Origin of the sequence: Paenibacillus dauci, assembly GCF_000971985.1 — a bacterium.
Classification (GTDB): Bacteria; Bacillota; Bacilli; order Paenibacillales; family Paenibacillaceae; genus Saccharibacillus; species Saccharibacillus dauci.
This window is the reverse complement of record NZ_KQ040799.1, coordinates 169,872-194,290: the sequence shown is the minus strand read 5'-3', so window position 1 is coordinate 194,290 and position 24,419 is coordinate 169,872. Positions and strand designations below refer to the sequence as shown.

General features: G+C 48.5%; 19 protein-coding genes and 1 pseudogene. 13 read left to right on the top strand and 7 right to left on the bottom strand.

The genetic code is table 11. The features are described 5' to 3' along the window. Nucleotides 1–371 precede the first annotated feature (371 nt). Both WH46_RS04320 and WH46_RS04315 read left to right on the top strand, forming a co-directional pair. Nucleotides 372–953: an RNA polymerase sigma factor gene (locus WH46_RS04320; RefSeq protein WP_017812543.1), complete on the top strand. Its 582-nt coding sequence runs from the start codon at nucleotides 372–374 to the stop codon at nucleotides 951–953. Further along, complete coding sequence (locus WH46_RS04315) at nucleotides 946–1,863, top strand: anti-sigma factor (protein ID WP_046225844.1); 918 nt, start codon at nucleotides 946–948, stop codon at nucleotides 1,861–1,863. Before WH46_RS04320 ends, WH46_RS04315 begins: the two co-directional genes overlap by 8 nt. A gap of 113 nt (nucleotides 1,864–1,976) precedes the next feature. Here WH46_RS04315 and WH46_RS04310 read toward each other — a convergent pair whose 3' ends face one another. Further along, nucleotides 1,977–3,452 carry a potassium/proton antiporter gene (locus WH46_RS04310; protein ID WP_017812545.1) on the bottom strand — a complete coding sequence of 492 codons (1,476 nt, stop codon included), beginning with the start codon at nucleotides 3,450–3,452 and terminating at the stop codon, nucleotides 1,977–1,979. Between the two features lie 259 nt (nucleotides 3,453–3,711). On the opposite strand from WH46_RS04310, the gene WH46_RS04305 reads away from it, so the two are divergent. Next, nucleotides 3,712–5,280: an HD-GYP domain-containing protein gene (locus WH46_RS04305; RefSeq protein ID WP_017812546.1), complete on the top strand. Its 1,569-nt coding sequence runs from the start codon at nucleotides 3,712–3,714 to the stop codon at nucleotides 5,278–5,280. Between the two features lie 39 nt (nucleotides 5,281–5,319). Here WH46_RS04305 and WH46_RS04300 read toward each other — a convergent pair whose 3' ends face one another. The 5 genes from WH46_RS04300 to WH46_RS04275 form a co-directional block, all read right to left on the bottom strand. After that, nucleotides 5,320–7,998 (bottom strand): YhgE/Pip domain-containing protein, encoded by a 2,679-nt coding sequence (locus WH46_RS04300; RefSeq protein WP_046225842.1) that lies wholly within the window; start codon nucleotides 7,996–7,998, stop codon nucleotides 5,320–5,322. Between the two features lie 150 nt (nucleotides 7,999–8,148). Further along, nucleotides 8,149–8,856, bottom strand: a complete 708-nt coding sequence (locus WH46_RS04295) for a YoaK family protein (RefSeq protein ID WP_046225841.1) — start codon at nucleotides 8,854–8,856, stop codon at nucleotides 8,149–8,151. A 433-nt stretch (nucleotides 8,857–9,289) separates the two neighbouring features. Next, a complete protein-coding gene (locus WH46_RS04285; RefSeq protein WP_046225839.1) occupies nucleotides 9,290–9,961 on the bottom strand; it encodes a hypothetical protein in 672 nt (223 codons plus the stop codon). 4 nt (nucleotides 9,962–9,965) lie between these two features. Continuing rightward, on the bottom strand, nucleotides 9,966–10,679 hold the full coding sequence (locus WH46_RS04280) for a GNAT family N-acetyltransferase (protein WP_046225838.1): 714 nt from the start codon (nucleotides 10,677–10,679) through the stop codon (nucleotides 9,966–9,968). A 5-nt stretch (nucleotides 10,680–10,684) separates the two neighbouring features. Next, nucleotides 10,685–11,542: a carbon-nitrogen hydrolase family protein gene (locus WH46_RS04275; RefSeq protein ID WP_046225837.1), complete on the bottom strand. Its 858-nt coding sequence runs from the start codon at nucleotides 11,540–11,542 to the stop codon at nucleotides 10,685–10,687. A gap of 244 nt (nucleotides 11,543–11,786) precedes the next feature. Here WH46_RS04275 and WH46_RS04270 point away from each other — a divergent pair, with 244 nt between their 5' ends. The 8 genes and pseudogenes from WH46_RS04270 (at nucleotide 11,787) to WH46_RS04235 (ending at nucleotide 21,465) form a co-directional block, all read left to right on the top strand. Further along, entirely contained in the window at nucleotides 11,787–13,181 is a 1,395-nt protein-coding gene (locus tag WH46_RS04270) for a sensor histidine kinase (protein ID WP_046225836.1), read from the top strand. Nucleotides 13,182–13,542: 361 nt separating this feature from the next. Beyond that, nucleotides 13,543–14,817: an MFS transporter gene (locus WH46_RS04265; RefSeq protein ID WP_046225999.1), complete on the top strand. Its 1,275-nt coding sequence runs from the start codon at nucleotides 13,543–13,545 to the stop codon at nucleotides 14,815–14,817. A gap of 151 nt (nucleotides 14,818–14,968) precedes the next feature. Then, nucleotides 14,969–15,349, top strand: a complete 381-nt coding sequence (locus WH46_RS04260) for a RidA family protein (RefSeq protein WP_017812556.1) — start codon at nucleotides 14,969–14,971, stop codon at nucleotides 15,347–15,349. Nucleotides 15,350–15,705: 356 nt separating this feature from the next. Further along, nucleotides 15,706–17,409, top strand: a complete 1,704-nt coding sequence (locus WH46_RS04255) for an ABC transporter substrate-binding protein (protein ID WP_046225835.1) — start codon at nucleotides 15,706–15,708, stop codon at nucleotides 17,407–17,409. 46 nt (nucleotides 17,410–17,455) lie between these two features. Continuing rightward, nucleotides 17,456–18,409 (top strand): ABC transporter permease, encoded by a 954-nt coding sequence (locus WH46_RS04250; RefSeq protein WP_046225834.1) that lies wholly within the window; start codon nucleotides 17,456–17,458, stop codon nucleotides 18,407–18,409. 173 nt (nucleotides 18,410–18,582) lie between these two features. Then, nucleotides 18,583–19,509, top strand: coding sequence for an oligopeptide ABC transporter permease (gene opp4C, locus WH46_RS04245; protein ID WP_046225833.1), 927 nt, complete (start codon nucleotides 18,583–18,585; stop codon nucleotides 19,507–19,509). A gap of 8 nt (nucleotides 19,510–19,517) precedes the next feature. Next, nucleotides 19,518–20,507, top strand: a pseudogene (locus WH46_RS04240) (ABC transporter ATP-binding protein). Next, nucleotides 20,500–21,465: an ABC transporter ATP-binding protein gene (locus WH46_RS04235; RefSeq protein WP_046225832.1), complete on the top strand. Its 966-nt coding sequence runs from the start codon at nucleotides 20,500–20,502 to the stop codon at nucleotides 21,463–21,465. Before WH46_RS04240 ends, WH46_RS04235 begins: the two are co-directional and overlap by 8 nt. A 120-nt stretch (nucleotides 21,466–21,585) precedes the next feature. Here the strand turns inward: WH46_RS04235 and WH46_RS04230 are convergent, their stop codons facing one another. Continuing rightward, nucleotides 21,586–22,344 carry a tryptophan-rich sensory protein gene (locus tag WH46_RS04230; protein WP_046225831.1) on the bottom strand — a complete coding sequence of 253 codons (759 nt, stop codon included), beginning with the start codon at nucleotides 22,342–22,344 and terminating at the stop codon, nucleotides 21,586–21,588. 280 nt (nucleotides 22,345–22,624) lie between these two features. Here WH46_RS04230 and WH46_RS04225 point away from each other — a divergent pair, with 280 nt between their 5' ends. Together WH46_RS04225 and WH46_RS04220 are read left to right on the top strand one after the other, a co-directional pair. Then, nucleotides 22,625–23,554: a carbohydrate ABC transporter permease gene (locus WH46_RS04225; RefSeq protein ID WP_017812563.1), complete on the top strand. Its 930-nt coding sequence runs from the start codon at nucleotides 22,625–22,627 to the stop codon at nucleotides 23,552–23,554. Then, nucleotides 23,554–24,390: a carbohydrate ABC transporter permease gene (locus tag WH46_RS04220; RefSeq protein WP_017812564.1), complete on the top strand. Its 837-nt coding sequence runs from the start codon at nucleotides 23,554–23,556 to the stop codon at nucleotides 24,388–24,390. The genes WH46_RS04225 and WH46_RS04220 overlap by 1 nt, the downstream gene beginning before the upstream one ends. Nucleotides 24,391–24,419 lie beyond the last annotated feature (29 nt).

Below are 24,419 nucleotides of genomic sequence, written 5' to 3'. Positions count from 1 at the left end.
TGATGAAGCTAATCAGTCACCATGTATGTAGAATCATGACGCGAAGTGTGACTACCCTTTCTATTACACGCAGCGTCTCAAAAACAAGCAGCCAAAACATATAAAATTAAGGAACTAAATTACTTGCTGAATACAGCTGTGATCTCAGTTATTGTTCTGCTCCATAGAGTGTGAATGCTGTAACAGAAAAGGATGGCAACCCAGCCAACGTACAAAATTGCTCGGAAAATGATAACGTTTACCCAAAAATAAGGATAATAAAAAAGAGCTGCTGCTTGATCTTTGCCAAAAAATAAATATTGCAAAAAGTCATCCATCGCAAAATTTTCTGCGAACGCTATAATATAAGGGAATGGGAAAGGAGCCCTTGGATGAATGACATAACTGATGATAGAGAGCTCATGCGGCGGATTGCCGAAAAAGACACCGACGCATTAGAGCATGTGTACGACCGTTATGAACGGGCTGTATACGCATTTGCCTACCGTATTGTACATGACACGATGGCGGCGGAAGAAGTTGTTCAGGAATTATTTCTCAGAGTATGGAATAACGCGGAACGTTATGACCGGAGCCAGGGGAAGCTCTCGACATGGATGTTCACGATTACGCGTAATATAGCAGTAGACATGCTGCGGCGCAAAGCATCGCGCGCTACAGTAGATCCGGCGGGTGATGAAGCACTTCAGGTATTACCGGATACCAAAACGGATGTACAGGAGCAGGTATCGCTGAACTGGGAGCGGCAGCGTATACGTGAAGCCATGATGGAACTCCGGGAGGAGCAACAGCAGGTGATTGAGTCTATCTATTTCCAGGGACTCACCCAGCATGAAGTATCTGAAAAGTTCAGCATTCCGCTTGGAACCGTCAAGAGCAGGGTACGCCTTGCCATACGGCAGCTTCATAACAAGCTTGCTGAAGCGGTAAAGGGGGGAAACGCATATGAGTAATGATTACAAAAAAAGCGATATGATGGATATGGTCGAAATGTATGTGCTCGGCGGTCTGGATCGTGAAGAACAGGAGCAGTTTGAAGCATATATGAGACAGGATGAAGATTGCCGTGCGGCTGTCGAAGAGCTTCAGGATATTATTGGTTTCCTTCCGCTGACTTCCGAGGTTGTGGAGCCGCCGCAGGGCATGAGAAACCGTGTTCTGGAACATGTATTCAGCAGTAGTGAGACAGGCAGTACAGTAGATAAAGTTGTACCGTTGGCACCGCGCAATGCCGAACCCGGTACGGTATCTACTTCACCGGCAGCCGTGCAGCAAGCGGCACAGTCGGCAGAAGTCGGTTCTGCAGAGAAATATAATTCTTCTGCAAGCTCTAATACGAGACGCAGAAAAGGGATATTCTGGCGGGTAGCAGCCATAGTAGTAGCAGCCAGTATTATAAGTGTGTATGCTGCTAATATGGAAGGGCAGATTCGTGATTTGCAGCAGCAGCTAGCGATCGCGAACAGCCAGAAGAACAGCCTGCAGGGACAGCTGGCGACAGTCTCTATGCCCACGCAGGGAGCGCGGGTCGATGAAGCGGTACAGCTGAGTCCGGCAGCCAAGGATATTGTGGCGCAGGGATTGGCGACGATTGTTATCGATGACAAAGGCACACATCTGCTGGTACAGGCGGATAATTTGCCAAAACTCCAGGGCAAGGAGGCGTTTCAGGTCTGGCTCATTAAGGGCGATGTGAAACAGAGCGCCGGTACTTTCTGGGCAAGTGATGGGAAGGGCGCGATGTACTATACCTTTAAACCGGAGGGATATGATACAGTAGCCATTACGCTGGAACCGGATGAGAAAGGCAGTCAGCCTCGCGGGCCGGTTATTCTCGCAGCAAGCATTCAGGGTCAGGGTTGATTGAATCACCTGCTGATCAGCAGGTCCATGATAAAAAAAGCAGCGCACCTTATTCAAAGGTACGCTGCTTTTATTTATGTCCAGCCCAATAAATAGCTGTATTCTGTTTACGTTCAGGACGTGCTAGGAGCATCGGCAGGAGGCTCACCGGTGAATAGGCGGCGGATATCTTCACGTTTGGCCTTGGGACCGAGCAGATACACTTTGTCCCCGGGAAGCAGAACCGTATCGCCGCGAGGCGTTACAATCTCTTCATTACGTAGTACAGCCGTAATCAGTACACTGGGCGGCAGATCAATCTCCTGCAGCTCACGATGGATCATGCGACTGCGGCTGGTCAGCGTCATATGGGTAATTTCGGAAGTGGTTCGGCCAGTCGCAACCAGCTCCAGAATCGATGGCTGCTGATCCAGTACTTTCTCGGTAAGCCCGAGCTTCTCGGCGAGCGGTGCAATGGTCGTCCCCTGAATCAGGGTAGAAGTCAGCACGATAAAGAAGACCACGTTGAAAAATAGCTGTCCGTGCTCTATCCCAGCCAGCAGCGGATAGGTCGCCAATACAATCGGTACGGCTCCACGCAGACCCGACCAGGATAGCAGCGTCTTTTCCCGAAACGAAAACTGGCTGAACAACAGTGACAGCAGTACGCCGATCGGACGAGCCACAATAATCAGCAGCAGCGACAGAGCAAGACCTTGCCAGATCACAGAGATTAATTGATCGGTAAATACGAGCAGACCGAGAAGTACAAACATCAGAATCTGCATAATCCAGCCAAAGCCCTGATTGAACTGCAGAATCGTCCGCCGGTAGGTCAGATCAGAATTCCCCATGACCAGTGCCATTACATAGACTCCGAGGAATCCGCTGGCATGCGTCAGGGAACTCACGCCATACGTGAACAGCGCGCTGGATACAGCGAGCACCGGATAGAGGCTGGAGGTCTCAAAATCGATTTTGTTAATGAGAAAGACCGCCAGCTTGCCACAGACAATCCCCAGTACGAGCCCGAATCCCATTTCCCAGAAAAAGGACAGAATCTCTCCCCATATACTGGTCTCGGGGTTGTTCAGCAGTTCGATAAACATCAGCGTCAGGAAGACCGCCATTGGATCGTTGCTGCCAGATTCGGCTTCCAGCGTAGAAGTGAGACGTTTGCGTACATTCTTGTTACCAAGTACAGAGAAAACGGCCGCCGCATCGGTAGAGCCGACAATCGAGCCGAACAGCATTCCTTCCAAAAGACTGACACCTAGGATCAGATGGGCAAAATATCCGATCACAAAGGCGGTCAGCAGTACACCGATGGTCGCAAGTGACAATGCCGGCCGGATGATCGGTTTGATCAGCTTCATGTCGGTCTGCATCCCGCCTTCAAACAGGATAATGACCAGCGCGAGCACGCCAAACCACTGGGTGATAAAGGCATTATCATAATAAATGAAACGACCGAGGATCATACCGGCTACGATAAAGAAGACGAGCGCCGGCATGCCAAACCGCGAGGAAAATTTGGTCGAGAGGACGCCAAGCAGCAGCAGCGTGCCAAGCAGCAGAATAAGATTACTGGTAAGTTCAATAGCTTGCATGAATAGCCCCCTCCTGTGAAATATAAATTTTTAAAAATATTCCCATAATAAATTGTGCACAAACAAATAATGGATTTGGCATCAACTTTTGTATGTTGAATTCCGAAATAAAGAAGTAGGTTAGGATAAACAGAAATCGAGTGAAACGGCGACAAAACAGAATACTTTCCTTAGACTATGTAATCCAAATGGATCGTAAATGAAACGTAACATATGTATGCGAACGGCAGGCAAAAGCTTTAGAAATGAGGAGAGCTCCGTGAATGAATATCAAAAATTTCTCCGTCAGGTGTTATTTAACTATATTCTGGGATCATTAATCGCCGTCATGGTCGTCGGTGGACTGCTTGTATGGAATACGATGGATACTTCAGTGCTTCAGAGCACACGGATGATCGGTATTATGCTGATTTCGTTTGTAGTTATGCTGATCGTGGAAGGATTGGTATTTCGCAAGCATATCCAACCGATTCGTGATGCCATGTGTGAAGAGAAGCCTACACAGGAACAGCTGGAGCATGCCTACAATCAGCTGCACCGTTTCCCAAAATTATCGATGTACCGGATCATGCTGCCGCATTTTTTGGGTCTGACGGTTCCATCGATGATTCTGTTTGTATTTGCCATGAACAGCGGATGGATCATTATTCCGGGATATTATCTGTGGATTGGTATTGCTGGCGCACTGATGGTTGCCAGTATGCATGCATTTATTGAATTTTTCCTGACCTCTTCGGCAATTCGGCCCATGCTGATTGCGGTCAAGGAACGTCTCAAAACGCTCTATGGTAAAGAAACACTGCTGCTCGGCAAAATTCACCTCACTGTCCGCCGGAAGTTTCAGCTGAGCATTTTTCTGATCGGTGTATTTCCGATTATGCTGTTCAGTCTGGCTGCGCAAATCCGGCTGCAGGAGATCACCGGCATGGAGGCTTTGGAGTACTGGAGCTGGGCAGGAATGGTCATTGTCGTCAGTATTGTTTTTAGTATTATTGGTGCACAGCTGCTGGCGCGTGATGTGGAGCATCCCATCAATAATCTGTACAATGCCATGTCCCGGATCAAGGATGGGGACTTCAGTGCCGATGCGCTGGATTATTACTCGGACGATTTCTCCCTGCTGATCTCAGGATTCAATCACATGGTGCAGGGACTCAAAATGCGCGATGAGCGCAATCAGCTACTGTTGGACAGCTACTTTGCTACGCTGGCAGCAGCACTGGATGCACGTGATCCGTATACAGCGGGTCATTCGCTGCGTGTCGCCGAATATGCGCTGGCTATCGGTAAACGTGCCGGATTGTGCTCCTATGATCTGGATCAGCTGCGCAAAACGGCCCTGCTCCATGATATTGGCAAAATTGGTGTACAGGACTCGGTGCTGCTCAAGGATGGCAAGCTGACAGATGAAGAGTTTGACCAGATCAAAAAGCATCCAGAAATGGGTGAAAGTATTCTGCGACAGGTCGAGCCTGCCGATGCGATGCGTCCTTATTTACCGGGTGTGCGTTCCCATCATGAACGTTTTGATGGGCGCGGTTATCCGGATGGATTGGCAGGGTACCATATTCCGCTATTCGGCCGTATTATCGCGGTAGCGGATGCGTTTGACGCGATGACATCGGATCGTCCTTATCGAAAAGGAATGCCCAAAGCCAAAGCGATTTCGATTCTGGAAGAAGGACGGGGCACCCAGTGGGACCCGCAGCTGGCGACGCTGTTTATTGAGTATTATTACACTACTGTGGAAGGGCCGCCCCTTATCCCCAATACAAAGGAACCGGATATCGCAAAGTATCCACGCAAAGAAAAAGACCTGATCTCCTGATCAGGTCCCGGTCTGCAGAAGAACAGCTGCAGGCTTTTTTTATGGAATCATTTTAGTCTTTTTGGCTTTTTCGGCCATTTTCTCTGTTAACGGACCGAGCGGTTTTTTGAATAGCAGGGCGAACAGGATAAACAGCAGCATAAAGATAATCAGATACGTGATATCCTTGTACACCGTCGTCATCAGCATGCCGCCCACCGTCTCGCGCAGCAGTTCGACCGCATAGGTGAACGGGAACCATGGATGAATCGCCTGGAAAAATGTACCCGTCATGCTCACCGGGAAAGTACCGCCCGAGCTGGAGAATTGAAGCACCAGCAGGATAATGGCCAGTCCTTTACCAATATTGCCAAATACGGATACCAGCGTATATACCATAGTCACAAATACCATACTGATCAGCATGCTCATCGTTACAAACCAGATCGGATCGGCGACGTAGGCTTTGAGAATAAACAGATCACCCATCGAGATAACAAAAGCCTGTACCAGGCCGATCGTCATAAACGTGAACAGGCGACCAAAATACACCTGATACGGACGGAAGCGGCGTTCCGGATTATCGACTTCTGCCTTGAACATGGAGATCAGCAGCATCCCGCCCACCCAGATCGAGAGCGTTGTATAAAATGGCGACATCGACGAACCGTAGTTTGGTATCGGATAGGTACGAACCTGCTTCAGATCAACAGGGTTCGCAAGGAAGTCGCTCTCCTGCTGGATATCGCCTTTGAGCCATTTAATAATCTGGGATAGCTCGCTATCGCTGTTTTTGAGCAGACGTACTTTGTCGGCGGCATTATGCACCGATTTCTCCAGACCCGGCAGATCATTGCGGACAAATTCACCGACTTTGTGCACGGCTTTTTCCGCTTCAGGCAGCTTGTTCTGGATCAGATCGGTAATTTTGTTCAATTCCTTCTCGGCACGAGGCAGATCGTTACGGACAAAATCAGCTGCCTGATGGACTTTGTCTTCTATTCCAGGCAGATCGGTTCGCACAAAGTTTGCCGCTTTGTCGACTACCTGGGTAAACTGGGCCATCCGGCTCTGGATCAGCTCATTGGCGTCATGCAGCTTCTGACGGATCTTCGGCAGGTCCTGTTTGAGCAGACCCAGCTCTTCCTGGCCGAATTGTACACCGTTCTGGGCATCGTTCAGTACGGCTTCTACATCGGGTAGTGTACTCTGCGCCGTATGAAGAACATCTGCGGCGTCACGGGCAGCGGTCTTGAGATTATCCAGTCCACGGTTGATATCCGGTACAATCTGTTCATCATACAGGGAGATGATATCGCCCAGCGTATCGCTGGCTTCAGTAGACAGCTGACGCAGATTTTCCAGAATCTCGCGCGCTGGCTGCTGTCCATTTTGTATCGCCTGACTGATACTGCGCACCAGTGTAATCTGGCGCTCCATCAGACTGTGCACATTGTCGAGACGACTGATTACACGATCAAGCGGATGATTGGGCAGCACATTGTTGATTCGGTTTAGCAAATCGGTTGTGCGCTCCAGAATAGCTGCACCGCGGGACAGACGCTGATCGAGAAATGACAGTGTATCAATGGCTGTCTGTGGATCAATATCCGCATTCTGTACAGCATCGACCAACTGTGTCGTCGCGTCGGCGGTCTGCTGAAGCAGTACCAGATTCTGGCGGATAATCGGCGCGATCGAATCAAAGGCGCCATCATTTTCATCGAGAAATGTATTCACCCGATCGGCAAATCCGGTGCCGATATCTGTAATTTCTTTGACTTTGGGCAGTGCCTGCTGGGCAGTACTGATAATATTCGCAAGTTTGTCGGCATCTTCAATGGCCTGATTCAGCGCATCCTCGACTTTGTAGAAATTCTGGTCCAGTTCGTTGACTTTGTCCGCAGCTTTCTGAATTTCCGGCAGCCGCTTTTGCAGCAGCAGAATCTGGTCGCCGGCTTCACGAATTTTGGGCAGATTATCCTCGACTTTGAGGATCATATCGCCCGCTTTCTTGATATCGGGAATACGCTTTTGGAGTTCAACAATTTTCTGGGCCTGCGCATTGATTTGCGGCAGCTTTTTCTCGAGCTCCAGCGCCTGGTCAGCAAATTGATCAATCTCCGGCAGTCTGGATTCGAGCGTCAGGATCTTGTTCTCGATATTGCGGATCGTTGGCAGTTCCTCCTCCAGCTTGATCCCGGCGTCCTGCATTTTGGTCAGCACGGCTTCACTGGCTGTACTGACAAACTCCTCGCTGATTTGCTGGGTGAGTGTAGTAGCGCCTTTATCCGTAATCTTGGGTGCAATCGCACTGATCTTCTCGTTTACGGTATACAGAATTTGCGGCTTGACCGGATCATCGGTCAGAATGCTGCCGATTTTTTTGGAAAAGTTGGACGGAATGAGCAGGGTGGCATAATAATCCCCATTATCCAATCCTTTTTGCGCATGGGTACGATCCACGAATGTCCATCCCAGTGTATGATTCTTTTTGAGATTATCGATCACCTGATCGCCAACATTTACTTTTTTGTCCTGAATGGTCGTACCTTTGTCTTCATTGGTTACGGCAATAACGATGCCCGAAGTATTGCTATACGGGTCCCACATCGCTTTGATATTGAACCAGGCATAGACAGAAGGCAGCAGCATAATTGCGATTACGAGCAGAATACCCGTAGAGACGCTGAATAGATTTTTCCAATCGGTTTTGTAGATTTCCCATATCTTTTTCATAACATGATTTTACCACCCGGTATTTAATATTCAAATCTGCAGCATGTCTTATTACCCTAGAAGTAAGCGAACTGCACGAATCATCTCATGATTGAACGGGAAAATCTATCTTTATCTATATATTGAGCTTTTACCGATTCAATGCACGAGTTAGAGATTGGCCGCAGATACTCGAAAACGGGTAACGGCAATGACCAGAATGATGATCATAATGATGATTGGAATCCAGATGCCGAGCAGCGTATGGGACTGCTCCATGAGTGTCGCAATAACTGCGCCCGATCCATAAATGATAACAGCAGCAAGACGCAGCAACGTATCTGCCTTTAGCCAGCGTGGGCGCTCTGCCGATTGGCCAAACCACTGGCGCACATGTGCTACCAGATCTTCAATTACACTGGCCAGATTGTTGGTGAGCACCGTAGTGGAGATTCCGGCTACAGCCAGCTTGCGGGCCATCGTCGTCTGCATGCCCATTGTAAAGCTGAGCAGGATGATCAGTACATATTCCATCGCAGGCACCAGCGGAGTGGAAGACAACCAGGCAAATACCAGGAAAAATACCAGCTGTACCGAAATAATAGCGGTCAGCCGGGGCGACCAGACGGATCCTGGATGCGATCGCCCGAGAAAAAGGGCAGCGGCAGCATTACCAATAATAAAACCGATAAAAGCAGCACCAGAACGCACCAGAGAGACGGTATGAAGATGTCCGAGTGCCATTCCCATAATAATAATGTTACCAGTCATATTGGCTGTAAATACGTGCCCCAGCTGCAGGTAGCCGATAACATCGACAATGCCCGACACCAGACAGAGCAGTAATATAATGAGGTTGCGATAAAAAACAGATTGCATAAGTAAGCTCCTTTTCAAACGTTAGTATCAATCATTAATCATACTACAAATACAGCTTTATATTCGACAGAAACTGCCTTTTTTAAATATGTAATATTTACCAAATGGCAATTAATTATCAAAAACCCTTGCCAGAATGCCAAAAGTACGTTAAGATTACTTTGCATGTAACTACGACATAGATGGCACATAATATAAAGGACGGCTGTAGAATCCTGGTTCAGGAGACTACAGCCGTCTATTTTTATTTGTACTTCATAATATATAAAATAGTAAAAAAACCGCGCCAGCAGGAAAATCTGCTGACGCGGTTTGCTGTGTAGGTCGGAATGATAAAATAAGAAATATTTATATATTCTATCTGTATATTTCGGTACTGCCGCATTCATCGGTATGGATATACACCTGCAACCTGATTGGGGCAAAGAGAAGATTACAGTGGCAGCAGAGCAACCTGATCGCGCTGTCCCACTTCATCTACCATCTGCTCCCACGCAGCAGGCTTCTGGGCCAGTACAGCATAATAACGACGCAGAAACTTCTCGATCAGTGCGCCTGGCAGGGAATGCGTAGCTGGGTCATAAGCGAGGAAACACAGATCCAGCTCGGATACAGCCTCGCCGTCATTGTTCCAGGATGGATGTACATAAGTAAAGTCCAGACGACGGTAGCCCAAATGTGCCAGCACTTCACGGCGTACGAACGGGTCCATCGGCTTCACGCCACCAAATTCATGACGCTCGGCGCGATACGGATCATAGATCTCCGCGAACATGCCGAATAATTCGTTGCCGGAAGATGTAGCCACCTCCCGCAGATCGGTCTGACGATGCTGTGCGAGGAAAGGTCCGATACCAAGTCCAGGCTCCCCAATAATCGTAAAGTCGGTCATGGCAACATTATCGTCTTCGTAGTAGCGATATTCGGTAGCACCAACTACACGGCCTTCGTGTACAGCTACGAATACACGGATACCGGGATCTTCTAGCGGTTCGCGCCATAATTCATACTCCAGTACTTCTTCTGCCGGGAAAATACGTCCCATCAATGCATGCATATCTGCGAATAGGGGATCATCGATATGAGTAATGCGTACATAATCCATCTGTTTAATTTCCTCCCTGAGTGGCTGCCGGTGGCAGCGGATTTTTCCATTCCATTAATACAGCGTAGTGAAGCGATTCTTCGTCTTCCAGATAATCGGGAATCACCGTCAGCGGTGTGCGTCCGCATCTCATTAGAAAAGAGATGACTGGATCATATAGCTCTCCGCTGGTAATGCGCTCCACGTATTGCTGGGGTGTACAGGTATCTGCAACCCGGTGATAGCCCGGCATTCGTCCTGCACCGAGCAGACGCTTCAGTCCAAGTGCAGCAGTCACTTCATACATCGACTGCATGAGCAGCTTACCGAGTCCCCACTGGCGGTAATCCGGATGGACACATAGATCGGCGACATACAGTGTATCTCCATCGGGCTGATGATTGCGGATATAGCCATGATCGGTGATCTCTTCCCAGGTATGCTCGGGATGACCTTCATCAAAATGAACAAGCAGACTGGTCATCGAACCGGCAATCACTCCATCTATTTCTATACATAGTGCCCCTTGCGGGAAACGGCTGATATGTTCCTGCAGTTGCTCCCGGTTCCACCACAGTTCGGACGGATAAGGCGGCGGGAAAGCAGCTGCCTGAATATCGATCAATCGTGCGAAATCCTTTTCCATATAAGAGCGAACAACAGCAGGATACGGACGCTGTTCATGGAATACATAACAGGACTTATGATATTGTCCTGCTCGATCGGACCGTACGTTCATGTTCCTCAGCTCCAGTCGGTATAGAGATCGGTACGGCGGTCACGCCAGGTAGTAACAGAGCCTTTCTCCCGTACTTTGTACAGCAGCTCCAGATCCAGGTCGGCTGTAATAATCATATCGTCATTAATTTCACCCTCGGCGAGAATACCACGCGGCGGGAAAGGTACATCATTCGGCGTAATCACAGCTGCCTGACCAAAATTGCCGCGCATAAAGTCTACGGTTGGCAGGGAGCCGATCGTACCGGTCGTCACCACATATACTTGATTCTCGACCGCACGGGCATGGCTTGTATAACGTACCCGGTGGAAGCCGTGCCGGTCATCTGTACAGGACGGGCAGAAAATAACATCGGCACCGCGTGCTTTGGCCATACGTACGATTTCAGGGAATTCAATATCGTAGCAGGTGAGCAGGGCAATCGTACCTTTGTCTGTCTCAAATACAGTCAGTCCGTCACCAGCTGACATATTCCATTCGGTCACTTCGGTAGGAGTGATATGGATTTTGGGCTGGGTGGCGACACGTCCGTCCGGATAAAATAGATGAGCGGTATTGTACAGCTTGCCTTCTTTTTCCGTGACATGGGTACCGCCAATAATGTGAGTGCCTGTCTCGCGGGCAAGTCCCTGGAACAGCTCCAGGTAGGCATCCGTGAATTCGGGCAGACGCTCGATTCCAAGCGCTGCACCGGATTCATCTCCAATCGACAGCAGCTGGGTTGTGAAGAATTCGGGGAACAGGATAAAATCGACATCGAATTCCTGGGCTGTCCGCACATAATGGGTTACCTGATCGGCAAATTGTTCAAAAGAAGATATGGTGTGAAGGTGATATTGCACCGCAGATACGCGAAATTTCATAATAAAGGCAAGACCTCCTGTAATATAATCATGGCAGTTGTAAGCAGTATATTCATATCGAAATACTACAGATATCATACCAGAAACGTACGATACGACAAAGTGAAGGAATCGCTTCATTTTTGTGTTATGATAGAAATAACTTTTTTCCATTTATTTTCAGTTTTATTAGAAGAACTGGAAGGTATAACGGCTGCTCAAATAATACTTATATATCTATCTGATCCTAATCAGGAGTGAGCATATGGGATTTGTGAAAAACTTCCTTATGAATGCAGGCATGATGGTAACGATCGCATACATAGCCAACCTGCTTTATAAATACGGACTGTCACGGATGTCCGGCAGAGCCAAATATGCCAGCTCGATCCTGCTGCTGATTTTTGCCGGTTGGATGAGTTCCTTTTTTGGATTCCGCCTGCCGGGTAATCTGATCTTCGATCTTCGGTTTATGCCAGTGATTGTGGCTGCCGCCGTCTATTCCCGTGCATGGGTAATTCTGCTGATCGGATTCGGGATCGGATTGACCCGGTTAACGTTTGGATTGAGCGAAGCAGCCTTTGTCGGGCTGCTTAATCTGACGATACTGGGTGCTGTCGGTGCGGTGCTGAATGTATGGATGCGCAGCAGTGCTGCCAAGTTGTTGGTCAAAGGAACAGTTACTGTGCTGGCGATTAATCTGGTGAACACGGTGAATATTGCAACATTTGGGGTGCTGCCCACCCGTACATATCTGACCGAAATTATGCCTATCATGCTGCCGGTATCGACTGTACTAAGTGCAGTACTGATGCTGCTGTTGCGTGAATTCCATTTGGAACAGCAGCGGATGATGCAGTTGGAGCACGCTAATCAGCTGCTGTCCGAGCAGACGAGAGAGCTGCAGCAGACCCATCATGTGCTGGAAGAACGTGCCAAGCAGCTCATGCTGGCTTCCCAGTACAAGTCGGAATTTCTGGCAAATATGTCGCATGAACTTCGAACGCCACTGAACAGTATTATCAATCTGGCGCAGCTCCTGTATGAACAGGAGGAAGAGCGTACACCCGGCGAGACCCGGGTATACAGCGAGATGATCTACCGCTCTGGACTCGATCTGCTGGGACTTGTCAATGATGTGCTGGATCTGTCCAAAGTAGAAGCAGGCAAGCTGGAGATTACCTATGAGGAAGTGAGTGTACAGGAGATCCCCGAGCTGCTGCAGATGCACTTTGAGATGATAGCGATCCGCAAAGGCATGGAGTTCAGAGTCATTCGGGAAGAAGACGTACCGGATACGATTATTTCGGATTCCCAGCGTATTCAGCAGATTCTGCGTAATCTGCTTGCCAACGCGTTCAAGTTTACCCAGCAGGGCAGCGTCACCCTGCACATTCACCGGGTAGTAGAAGGCGAAGAACAGCTAGGCTGGCTGGTATTTGACGTTACGGATACCGGTATTGGCATCGCGCAGGCACAGCATGAGCAGATTTTCGAAGCCTTCCAGCAAGCAGATGGCTCGATCGCCCGCCGATACGGAGGTACAGGGCTTGGCCTTTCGATCAGCCGTAATCTGGCCAATCTGCTCGGTGGCCATCTGCGGCTGCAGAGCAAGGAAGGCGAAGGCAGCGTATTTTCGTTGTATTTGCCGACGAGTTGATCGCCTCGAATTGAAAACGATATATTATTTCATTTGAAATACCATTACAAAAATCCCCGTGCATAGATTGGCAACAGTCTCATCCTATTGGATGATCTGGCTAATGAATCTATTGCTAAGGGGATTTTTTGGCATGAGTATCCGTTTTTTATGAATAAATTTTAGATGTAAAATAGGCGACAACCATAGTAATGTAAACGGTCACCTTAAAATCAAGATATTGTGATGGCCGTTTGGTATTGAATGAAAAGGGTAAAAAGAAACCATTATTCCAAAACAGGCACAATATCAAAAGTTTCATGCCGTCAAAGGAGGGATCGTTATTAAACGAAGACATGCTCTGGGGCTGAACCGATTGAATATGCAAAAGCGTCGTTATTCGATGTATCGCAAGCATCTGCGTATCGCGACGATAGAAGGGGTACCCTCAACGATATTTTCCACCCTGCTCGGGGGACCCTTCCTGACAGGGTTTTTGCTGTATCTGGGCGCGACTTCAAGCCAGATCGGATTCGTGATCGCGCTGACCACGCTGGTCAATGTGGCTCAGGTGATTATTGCCTTTTTGCTGCAGCGTCTGAATACGCGCAAATGGGTGCTTGTCCTGTTCACGATTCTGCAGCGGGTGCTGTGGGGAGCAACAGGACTTGTACCCTTTCTGTTCGACCGATCCGTATGGGTAAACTGGTTCATTATCCTGTATATAGCCGCGTTCCTATGTAATGCAGTGATCGGAGTCGTATGGGCGTCGCTAATCGGCGATATTGTACCGGGACGACTAAGAGGACGATACTTTGGTATCCGCAATACAATTCTGAATGCGCTGGGCAGTCTGACGCTGTTTGTCGGTGGGATGCTGCTGGATGCAGTTCCGGGTGGACAGGGATTCCTGCTGCTGTACATTATCGTCTGGACCTGTGCGGTTATCAATATTGGTGTCATTCTGTTTTATCCGGATGCACCGTTTGAACGCTCCACGGAGACCAAGTTTGTACCGATGCTGCGTCAGCCGTTGTATGATGGACCTTTTATCAAAGCATCGCTGTTTCTCGCGGTCTGGCTGCTGATGCAGACACTGGTCGTGCCCCTCTACTCATATGTCATGCTGGAAGTGCTCAAAGTAAGTTACTCGGTAACTACACTTATGACAGTAGTACAGACAATGTTCATGATGCTTGGATTTTATTTCTGGGGGAACCTCAATGCACGGTTTAGTAACAAGACACTGCTGTACTGGACGCTTCCGTTTATCGCTGTGGCCTGTATGGCATGGGGACTGCTTGCTTTTGTACCAGTGGTTGTAGGATTGCTGATTATTCATATGCTGCTAGGTATCGGAATTGGTGGATTCAACCAGCTGTCCTTTAACTTTATTATTGGAGATACCCCCAAAAATGCACGTCCCATGTTCATCGCGGTCTATTCCGGGATTACGGGACTGGCCTCCTTTATCGGGCCGCTGGTCGGCGGGCGGATCTTCGAATGGATGAAACCGATGCCGTTCTGGGTGCAGGCATATGGATTCCAGATGCTGGTCGGTGTACTGCTGATCCTGCTGGCGGTGACCGCCGGACGTCAGGTACTCAAAGCACCGGCAGCTGTCCCGATTCAACAATACCGGGAGATGGAAGCCTAACAAGTGGGGAAAAGGACAGATATAATAGCATTTCCTGCTCTATTCGGACAAAGTGGCGCTGTTGCCAAGCTGCGGACCGCCCTTTAGAATAAGGGGAGTCAGATGGCAGTACGACAACAGACTCCAATTCAGGAAAAGAGGGCATAATCTTATGAGTAAACAACCGATAGCAACCGACCGCGCACCGGGAGCGCTGGGTCCGTATTCACAGGCAATTGATACAGGCATGTTTATCTTTGCATCCGGCCAGCTTGGTCTGGACCCGGTTAGTGGAGACATGGCAGAAGGCGTACAGGAGCAGGCACGTGTTGCTCTGCAAAACGTAACAGCTGTGCTGGAAGCAGCGGGCAGCAGCCTGGATCAGGTCGTAAAGACCACGGTATTCCTGCAGGATATGAATGATTTTGCAGCGATGAACGAGATCTACGGTCAATTTTTCCAGGAGCCTTATCCAGCACGCAGTGCGGTACAGGTAGCCCGTTTGCCTAAGGATGCACTGGTAGAGATTGAAGTTATTGCACTGAAGAAATAAAAAGGGCCTGCTAACCAGCAGCCTAAAGTTAATAGCAAAATGGAATCAAGACAGACACTGCCACCTAACAGGGCAGTGTCTTTTTGTGTACAGCAGATTATATCCTGCAGGCAGAATTATCGGTATTAGCTTGTCTATCGAGCCTTTTGGGTCGTTCTGCATTATATAGTGGGTGAGAATCATAGAACCGATTTTGTAAGGAAGAAAGACAGAATTTGGGTAGCTAGTATGCCACTTTTTCCATAAATGACTTTAAGTGTTCTATCTATTTACATTAATGGATGTGATTTCTATAATAGGGCTTACCGACTTTACCAAGTTAATGGGTCGGAATAATATACTTTAGGAGCAGGAGAATGAGAAAAAGTGCAGCTTTACTATCCGGGGTGTTATTAACCTCGTTACTGTTTACAGCATGCTCCAATGAAGCATCGCAAGAGAGCACATCGGCGGCCGGAACGAGTTCTGCCCAGCAGCCTGCTGCATTGACGAGTCTATTCAAAGCACCGGATCTGTCCAAGCTTCCGGCGACAGCCCAGCAGCGTACCGATACAATTATTATGGCACTGACCGATCCGAGTGGAGCCTTCACCCCTTATTTTCACCAAAGTGGTTATGATGGCAACGTCTCTTCATTGATGTTTGCTCCTCTGGTCACTACAGATGACAAAGGACTTCCGGCGCCGAGTCTGGCAGACCATTGGGAATTATCCAAAGATCAGCGTACATACACGTTTCATTTGCAAAAAGATCTCAAATTCAGTGATGGATCGCCATTAACAGCTGATGATGTAGCCTTTACCTGGACGATTCTGCATGACAAAGCCTATGATGGCGATTCACTCATTCCGACGCTCGGGATCGAAGGTGGCAAGGCATATCATGAAGGTCAAGCAGATCATATCTCCGGAATCAAAATTACCGATCCGCAGACCATATCGGTAACTATTGCCAAGCCCAATGCAACTGCATTATTGACACTGGGGAGCGACGTATTATCCAAAGCTTATTACGGTAAAGACTACCGATTCGGTCATCTGGATTATATCAAGGATCTTCATCTGAAGCCTGTAGGCAACGGTCCTTATGTACTGGAGAAGTTTATCCCTGGCCAGGAAGTACGTTTCACTGCCAACCCTTATTATTTCAAAGGAGAACCCAAAACCAAAAACTTCATCTACAAAACATCCGAAGGTGATACCTGGCAGTATGTGGAGACCGGTGAGATTGATTTCGCCTCATTCAGTGCTACTCAGGAAAATATCGACAAGCTCAAAAGTCTGGGCTTTGTTAATATCCTGCCTTACACCCCAAGTACGTACAGCTTTCTGCAGGTGAATCTGGAACATCAGGCACTACAGGACAAAAAAGTTCGTCAGGCAATCACCTATGGACTGGATCGTCAAAGTATTTATGTGGATGCTAACCAGGGGGCAGGACAAATCGCCAATATTCCGGCACCGCCTATCTCATGGGCATATACGGAAGAAGGGATTAACCCCTATGCCTATGATCCCGAAAAAGCCGGTCAGCTGCTGGATGAAGCAGGCTGGTTACCTGGTGCTGATGGCATCCGCGAGAAAAATGGACAGAAACTAACTCTGCATTACCTGGGCTCCAAAAGTGCACAAACTGATGTGTTTATTGCGGTAGCAGAGGAAAATTTCAAAGCGATCGGAGTGGATTTCCAGCCGGAAGTATTCGCAGATTACAACTCGCTGGCATCCAAAGTAGAGGGTGGAGACTATGACCTGGCTTCTTTCTCCACACCGATGCTGACCGATCCATCGGACGGATTGGTCCAGTTTCTGGATGGAGAGATCAAAGGATATAACAATCCACAATTTGTGAAGCTGTACAATGAAGCACTGGCTACCAATGATCTGGATAAACGCAAACAAATCTATGCTGAATTGTTCAAACTGTTGAACGATGATCTGCCAGTGATTTTTACCAATTACAAAAAAATTGTCTATGCCTATAACGGACGGATTAATGATCTGACCGTAAGTCCGTTCAATGGTATTGCTTCGAGTGTGCCACAGTGGGCATTGAAATAATCCGCAGACAGATTCTTATGTTCGAATACAGAGAGGAGGGTAGCTTATGGGTGCGTATCTCACTCGCCGTCTGACTTATACGATCCTGATTCTGCTGGCAGCATCATTGCTAATCTTTTCTCTCTATGCGATGACACCCGGAGATTTTATTACCGGCAATATCAAATTGAGTCCGGAACGCAAAGCGGAGCTGCGCGAGCTGTACGGATTAAACAAGCCACTGCTGGAACGTTATCTAACCTGGATGAATCAGGCTTTTCACGGTAATTTCGGTTATTCGTTGGACAAGCAGCAGCCTGTGCTGACACTGTTCAACCAGTATATCTGGAATTCCTTTTTGCTGGCGATTGTATCGACTTTTCTGACATGGATCATAGCGGTGATTATCGGCGTAATTGCAGCCTATCGGCAGTACTCCTGGTTCGATACGTTGGTAATGATCTTTATCTTTGCAGCGATGTCTATTCCGTCCTTTTTTATCGGTCTGTTCCTGATTAAGATTCTGGCTGTAGATTGGAAATGGCTGCCGCCGGGCGGGATGCTGACTACAGGCAGTAATGCAACCGGAATCGCTTATATCCGGGAAGTCGTGCAGCATATGACGCTGCCAGTAATTGTAATGACGCTGCTCGGTGTCGGTTCACTAACACGCTATTTCCGCAGCAATATGATTGATGTGATTAAACAGGATTATATTCGTACTGCCCGTGCCAAAGGATTGAGCGAACGCAGGGTGCTTTTTACTCATGCACTCCGTAATGCCCTGCTGCCTGCGATTACACTGGTGGGGTTTGAACTGCCAGCACTGTTTGGAGGCTCGCTCATTATTGAACGAATCTTCAACTGGCCGGGAATCGGGCAGCTGTATATGCAGTCTTTTACTGTGCGGGATTATCCGCTTTTAATGGGATTTACGATGTTTATTGCTGTACTGACAGTGATTGGTACACTGCTCTCGGATATCTTGTATCATGCAGCCGATCCGCGTGTGAAGCTTTAAATAGTGGAGGAGAACGTACAAGTCATCCAGTGTCTAGCCAAATGAGTTTCCGAATCAAACCGGAACGTTCAAAATAAAAAAGTTCTCGTACCATCCATTCTGCTGTACTGCCGCCTGTTTTCTGTTGAACAGGAGCGGATAGACCTGCAGGAAGAATGGGAAAGGAGAGGTGTATGCCTTCAATACAAGCTGAACTCACAGGAGTGCCTGCGGCAAAACAGCGCGCTGTCAGATCGTCACTCTGGCGTCAATCCATGCGCAAGCTGATACGCAACAAGCTGGCGATCGCCGGACTGGTGGTCGTGATTAGTATGTTTTTGATCTGTTTTATCGGGCCCTTATTTTCTCCCTATACAGACAGTAAGGTTAATATGAGCATGATGAACCGATCGCCTAATATTCACCACTGGCTGGGAACGGACAAGCTTGGCAGGGATGTACTGACACGGGTTATGCAGGCGGGACGGATTTCTCTGACTGTTGGTATTGCCTCCATGTTTCTATCGGTATTTATCGGTACTCTGCTAGGCGCGATTGCCGGGTACTATCGGGGAATCGTAGACCAGATCATTATGCGCATCGCCGATCTGCTGCTGACGATTCCGAGTCTGCCACTACTATTTATTTTCGGGGCATTGTTATCGGAATGGAAAGTGCCTTCCGATTACCGGATGTATATCGTGATGCTGATTCTGAGCTTTGTTGGCTGGCCATCCCTGGCGCGGATGATTCGCGGTCAACTGCTGTCTTTGCGGGAACGAGAATTTATGCAGGCCACCGTGGTACTGGGTCTTCGAGACCGTCGTAAGCTGGTGAATCATCTGCTGCCGAATCTGGTACCGCTGCTGATTGTGATTGCGACTCTGAATATTGGGGGAGCGATTCTGAGCGAGTCGGTACTGAGCTTTTTCGGGCTGGGTGTAATGCCGCCTACACCAACATGGGGCAATATGATTGATACGGCTAATAATATGATTGATTTTCAGGAACGGCCTTGGCTGTGGGTCCCGCCGGGCTTTTCCATATTTATTACAGTGATTGCGATTAATATCTTCGGCGATGGACTGCGGGACGTACTCGATCCGAAGCAGAGAAAGTAGGTGACATCATGACAAATAATCTGCTGCATATCCGTAACCTGCGGACGCAATTTCAGACGGATGAAGGAGTTGTCCACGCTGTAGACGATGTCAGTATTTGAGTCAGATCGGGCGAGATCGTCTGTATCGTTGGGGAATCCGGCTGTGGCAAGAGTATCACGGCACTATCTGTGATGGGACTGATTGAAGAGCCAGCCGGACAAATTGCTGGAGGAGCTATCGAATTTGAAGGCGAGAACCTGCTGGAACTGAGCCGTAATCATCTGCGTGCGATCCGTGGTAATGAGATTTCAATGATTTTTCAGGAACCGATGTCGTCGCTTAATCCGGTATTAACTATTGGCGAACAGCTGGCCGAGCCGCTGATGATTCACCGCAAACTCGGCCGTAAAGCCGCTCAGCAGCGGGCACTGGAACTGATTACAGAGGTGGGGATTTCCCGTCCTGAGCAGATTATCCGTGCCTATCCGCATGAACTGAGCGGAGGTATGCTGCAGCGGATCATGATTGCTATTGCTATTTCTTGCGAACCCAAGTTGTTGATCGCAGACGAGCCGACGACAGCGCTGGATGTTACGATTCAGGCGCAAATTCTCGATATGCTGCGCAGCTTCCGGGAAGACCGGGGAATGTCGATTCTACTAATTACTCATGATCTGGGTGTTGTGGCCGAGATGGCGGATTATGTGATCGTTATGTATTCTGGCAAAGTGGTGGAAGAAGGCGGAGTCGTAGAACTATTTGAGCATCCTCGTCATCCTTATACCCAGGGGTTGCTGCGCTCCAAGCCGGTTATGAATCAACGGCAAAAAGCACTTTATTCCATCCCCGGCTATGTGCCCAATCCATTGGAACTGACAGCCTCCTGCTATTTTCATGATCGGTGCGAGCACTGCATGGATATTTGCCGGGAGCGACAGCCGCCGCTGCGAGAACTGGACAATGGGCAAAAGACAGCCTGTTGGCTGTATGAAAAGGAGGCCGCTGTTCATGTCTGAGGCACTGCTGGACATTCGTCATCTCAAGAAATATTTCCCGGTCAAATCCGGATTGTTCAGCCGTACCGTCGGTCATGTGAAAGCGGTCGACGATATCAGCTTTGCCATTCGTCCGGGAGAAACATTTGGTCTGGTCGGTGAGTCAGGCAGCGGCAAGTCTACTGTCGGACGAACAGCGATCCGGCTGATGGACAAGACAGCTGGGGATGTTCATTTCCAGGGGATTGATCTGTACGAGCTATCCGAGCAAAAGCTGCGCCGACTGCGTCCGCGCATGCAGCTTATTTTCCAGGACCCGTACAGCTCACTGAATCCGCGTGTGCGGATCGGAGATGCGATTGGAGAGGCACTGCTGGATCATGAACTGGCTTCTCCGGCTGAAGTACGGGAGCAGGTACAGGATGTACTGGCATCCTGCGGATTGTCTTCGTATCACATGGATCGGTTTCCACATGAGTTCTCCGGTGGACAGCGGCAGCGTATTGGGATTGCCCGCGCGTTGATTCTGAATCCGGATCTCATTATTGCGGATGAACCGGTATCGGCACTGGATGTGTCGATTCAGGCGCAGATTATTAACCTGTTCAGTCATCTGCAGGAGACACGAGGGCTTACCTATTTGTTTATCTCCCATGATCTTAGCGTGGTGGAACATCTCTGCTCCACTATAGGGGTAATGTATCTCGGTTCGATGGTAGAGAAAGCTTCCCGGGACGAATTATTCCTTCATCCGCTGCATCCATATACAAAAGCCTTGCTGTCTGCTGTACCTGTACCTATTCCAAAGCTGAAGCGTGAACGGATTGTACTTAAGGGCGATATCCCGAGTCCCGCGAATCCACCATCCGGTTGTAAATTCCATACCCGTTGTCCTTTTGCAGAGAAGCGCTGTCGAGAAGAGATACCTGTATTTCGCGATGCCGGCAATGATCACTGGGTCGCCTGCCATCTGGTCTAAACTACGCATGGTTGATCATGAGAACCATATTGTTATCCCTGCACCGCTAACTACACTGCATTATACGTAAAAGGCTGCTCTCCTCAAATGGAGAACAGCCTTTTATGATTGTAATCAGGATCAATCCCGTGATTTGTTACGTACGAAGAAAATCCAGATCGAATATACAAACAGCAGAATGGCAGCGATCAGTGCTGTCCAGTGAGTGACCTGAAGATCAGGATGTTTCACAGCAATCGCGATATACGCCCAGACGAATACGAGCGGATAGATGCTGTCCCGGAACCGGTAGCTGATAATAATAGCTAGCAGCGCACCGCCTACCAGTGCAATGACTGACCAGACAGTCGGTGATAATCCAAAGCCGTCCCATCCATTTTTGTTCAGTGCGATCCCTGTATTCAGAATCGTAGCGACAGATACCCAGCCCATATAAATGCTATAAGGCAGTTTCACAAGCAGAATCTGTGCCATTGTTGGCTGAACGATTTTGCGGATGCGCAGATAAGGAATGATCAGAGTGATGAGCATCAGAGCAATAACGAGTACGCCCCATTCCAGTTCAAGCGAATGCCAGAGCATCAGCCAGCCCATATTACAGAGGGAATTCAGGAATAGCCACGGACCAACAGCGCTGACCGATTCGCGACTCTCATCCGTATTGCGGAACTGATAGATAATGAATCCGATCAGCAGCACATAGATCAGCGACCAGATCGAAAAGGCATAGCCTGCCGGAGTAATGTACAGTTCATACTGATCCGAGATATCGCCTGTGTCTCTTCCGAACAGGGTAAGCGCGCTTGCCATGTAATTGACAATCAGTACGCCTACAATTCCCAGCACGTTGAGCCAGCGGTAAATATTCAGTTTTGCCAAGAGTATTGCCTCCTTTGGTGGGATATGTAGTGTGAAAAAAAACAGTACTCTCTTTATATACCCGCAGTTTGGCTTATTGTAAAGGCTGATAGCAGATTATTTTGTGAACGTTACTGTGATAAGACACTTATTTCGGTTCGGATATCCCCGTACTGTCCAAAATGATGGCGTTTACAAAAAAAGATGATCAAGTGACATCATTCTGTCAAACTTTGGGTATATAACAATATATTGCGAATAAGAATATGGAAAAAGTCGATTATCAAAAGGGGTTGGAAATATGAACGATACCAGAGCGGCTCAGGCAACACGCCATGTTACCCGGACATCGGGCCAGCGCAAGTTGTCGCAGTGGATTCAGCAGCTTGTATTTGTAGGACCGGCTACATTCTTTTTTATTCTGATTGTTATTATTCCTTTCTTCCTGGGCGTCTATTACTCCTTCACAGACTGGAACGGCATCTCCCGCCAGATCAACTGGATCGGAATTGAGAACTATACCCACATCCTGACCAAAGATCCCGATTTCCGTAACGCGTTCTGGTTTACCGTCAGATTCACCGTCGTCGGCATTATTGTGACCAATTTGCTTGGATTTATCCTCGCGTACTTACTGACCAAACCGCTCCGCACGAGAAACATACTTAGAACGGTCTTCTTTATGCCGAATATGATTGGTGGTCTGCTGCTCGGTTTTATCTGGCAGTTTATCTTTATCCGTGGTTTTGCTGCTGTGGGGGAAGCGACAGGCTGGAGCTTGTTCAATCTGCCATGGCTTGGTGACCGGGCAACTTCCTTCTGGGGCATTGTTATTGTATTTGTCTGGCAGACAGCCGGTTATCTGATGGTTATCTACATCTCCGCGCTGAACAATATTCCCAAGGATGTACTGGAATCGGCTGAGATTGATGGAGCCAGCCGCTGGCAGGTGATTCGCAATATTATACTGCCGCTGATCATGCCTGCGGTAACGATCTGTCTGTTCCTGGCAATTTCCTGGGCATTCAAAATGTTCGATCTGAACCTCGCACTGACTGGCGGTGGACCGTTCAAGGCTACCGAATCGGTCGCACTGGATATTTACAACGAAGCCTTTACCAATAACCGTCTCGGATTGGGTACCGCCAAAGCGGTTATCTTCTTCGTAATTGTTGCCATCATTACAAGTATTCAGGTACGTGCTACCAAGAGCAGGGAGGTTGAGATGTAATGGACGTACAAAGCAAATACAGCGCCCGTACATTGATTCTGGAAATTATCGTTATTTTACTGGGACTGGTGTTCCTGATTCCGTTTTATTTTCTGATTATTAACTCGGTCAAATCGTTTGGTGATATCTTGTCCAATTCGGCGTCCTGGCCGCAACAGTTCGTGTGGAGCAACTATGTAGATGCATGGAAAGCAATCGATTTCCCGTCTGCGCTCAAAAATTCGCTGATCGTTACTATCGCGAGCAATCTGCTGCTGGTGCTGATCAGCGCCATGGCAGCCTACCAGATGGTGCGTCATCCGAGCCGGTTCAACCGGATTCTGTATTTTGTACTCGTCGCTGCAATGGTTATTCCTTTTCAATCGATCATGCTGCCGCTGATGGAGATGGCCAGTGCATATCGTCTGAGTAACAGCATGCTTGGTCTGATCGTCAGCTATCTGGGATTTGGTGCTCCGCTGTCGATCTTCCTGTTCCATGGATTCGTCAAAAATGTACCGCTGGAGATTGAGCAGGCGGCACGGGTCGATGGCTCCAACCGTTATGGTGTATTTTTCCGTATCGTGTGTCCGCTGATGATGCCGATGTTCGTAACAGTCATTATTCTGAATACACTGTGGATCTGGAACGATTATCTGCTGCCATCCCTGATGCTGTCGAGTCCGGAGATGCGTACGATTCCGCTTGCGACGTACAGCTTCTTTGGCCAATACACCAAGCAGTGGGATATGGCGCTGCCGGCACTGGTGCTGGGTATCACGCCGATTATTATCTTCTTCCTTTTCCTGCAGCGTTATATTATCCAGGGAATCACCGCCGGTTCGGTAAAAGGATAAGATCTGCAAATATTGCACAGTTCATGCGA

Excerpts from the sequence above, each read along its gene's own strand:
- WH46_RS04280 (WP_046225838.1), bottom strand. The coding sequence starts at position 10,679 with ATGAACGTACGGTCCGATCGAGCAGGACAATATCATAAGTCCTGTTAT.
- WH46_RS04220 (WP_017812564.1), top strand. The coding sequence starts at position 23,554 with ATGGACGTACAAAGCAAATACAGCGCCCGTACATTGATTCTGGAAATT.
- WH46_RS04320 (WP_017812543.1), top strand. The coding sequence starts at position 372 with ATGAATGACATAACTGATGATAGAGAGCTCATGCGGCGGATTGCCGAA.
- WH46_RS04285 (WP_046225839.1), bottom strand. The coding sequence starts at position 9,961 with ATGGATTATGTACGCATTACTCATATCGATGATCCCCTATTCGCAGAT.
- WH46_RS04265 (WP_046225999.1), top strand. The coding sequence starts at position 13,543 with ATGCAAAAGCGTCGTTATTCGATGTATCGCAAGCATCTGCGTATCGCG.
- WH46_RS04300 (WP_046225842.1), bottom strand. The coding sequence starts at position 7,998 with ATGAAAAAGATATGGGAAATCTACAAAACCGATTGGAAAAATCTATTC.
- WH46_RS04250 (WP_046225834.1), top strand. The coding sequence starts at position 17,456 with ATGGGTGCGTATCTCACTCGCCGTCTGACTTATACGATCCTGATTCTG.
- WH46_RS04270 (WP_046225836.1), top strand. The coding sequence starts at position 11,787 with ATGGGATTTGTGAAAAACTTCCTTATGAATGCAGGCATGATGGTAACG.
- WH46_RS04315 (WP_046225844.1), top strand. The coding sequence starts at position 946 with ATGAGTAATGATTACAAAAAAAGCGATATGATGGATATGGTCGAAATG.
- WH46_RS04225 (WP_017812563.1), top strand. The coding sequence starts at position 22,625 with ATGAACGATACCAGAGCGGCTCAGGCAACACGCCATGTTACCCGGACA.
- opp4C (WP_046225833.1), top strand. The coding sequence starts at position 18,583 with ATGCCTTCAATACAAGCTGAACTCACAGGAGTGCCTGCGGCAAAACAG.
- WH46_RS04275 (WP_046225837.1), bottom strand. The coding sequence starts at position 11,542 with ATGAAATTTCGCGTATCTGCGGTGCAATATCACCTTCACACCATATCT.
- WH46_RS04295 (WP_046225841.1), bottom strand. The coding sequence starts at position 8,856 with ATGCAATCTGTTTTTTATCGCAACCTCATTATATTACTGCTCTGTCTG.
- WH46_RS04235 (WP_046225832.1), top strand. The coding sequence starts at position 20,500 with ATGTCTGAGGCACTGCTGGACATTCGTCATCTCAAGAAATATTTCCCG.
- WH46_RS04260 (WP_017812556.1), top strand. The coding sequence starts at position 14,969 with ATGAGTAAACAACCGATAGCAACCGACCGCGCACCGGGAGCGCTGGGT.
- WH46_RS04255 (WP_046225835.1), top strand. The coding sequence starts at position 15,706 with ATGAGAAAAAGTGCAGCTTTACTATCCGGGGTGTTATTAACCTCGTTA.
- WH46_RS04310 (WP_017812545.1), bottom strand. The coding sequence starts at position 3,452 with ATGCAAGCTATTGAACTTACCAGTAATCTTATTCTGCTGCTTGGCACG.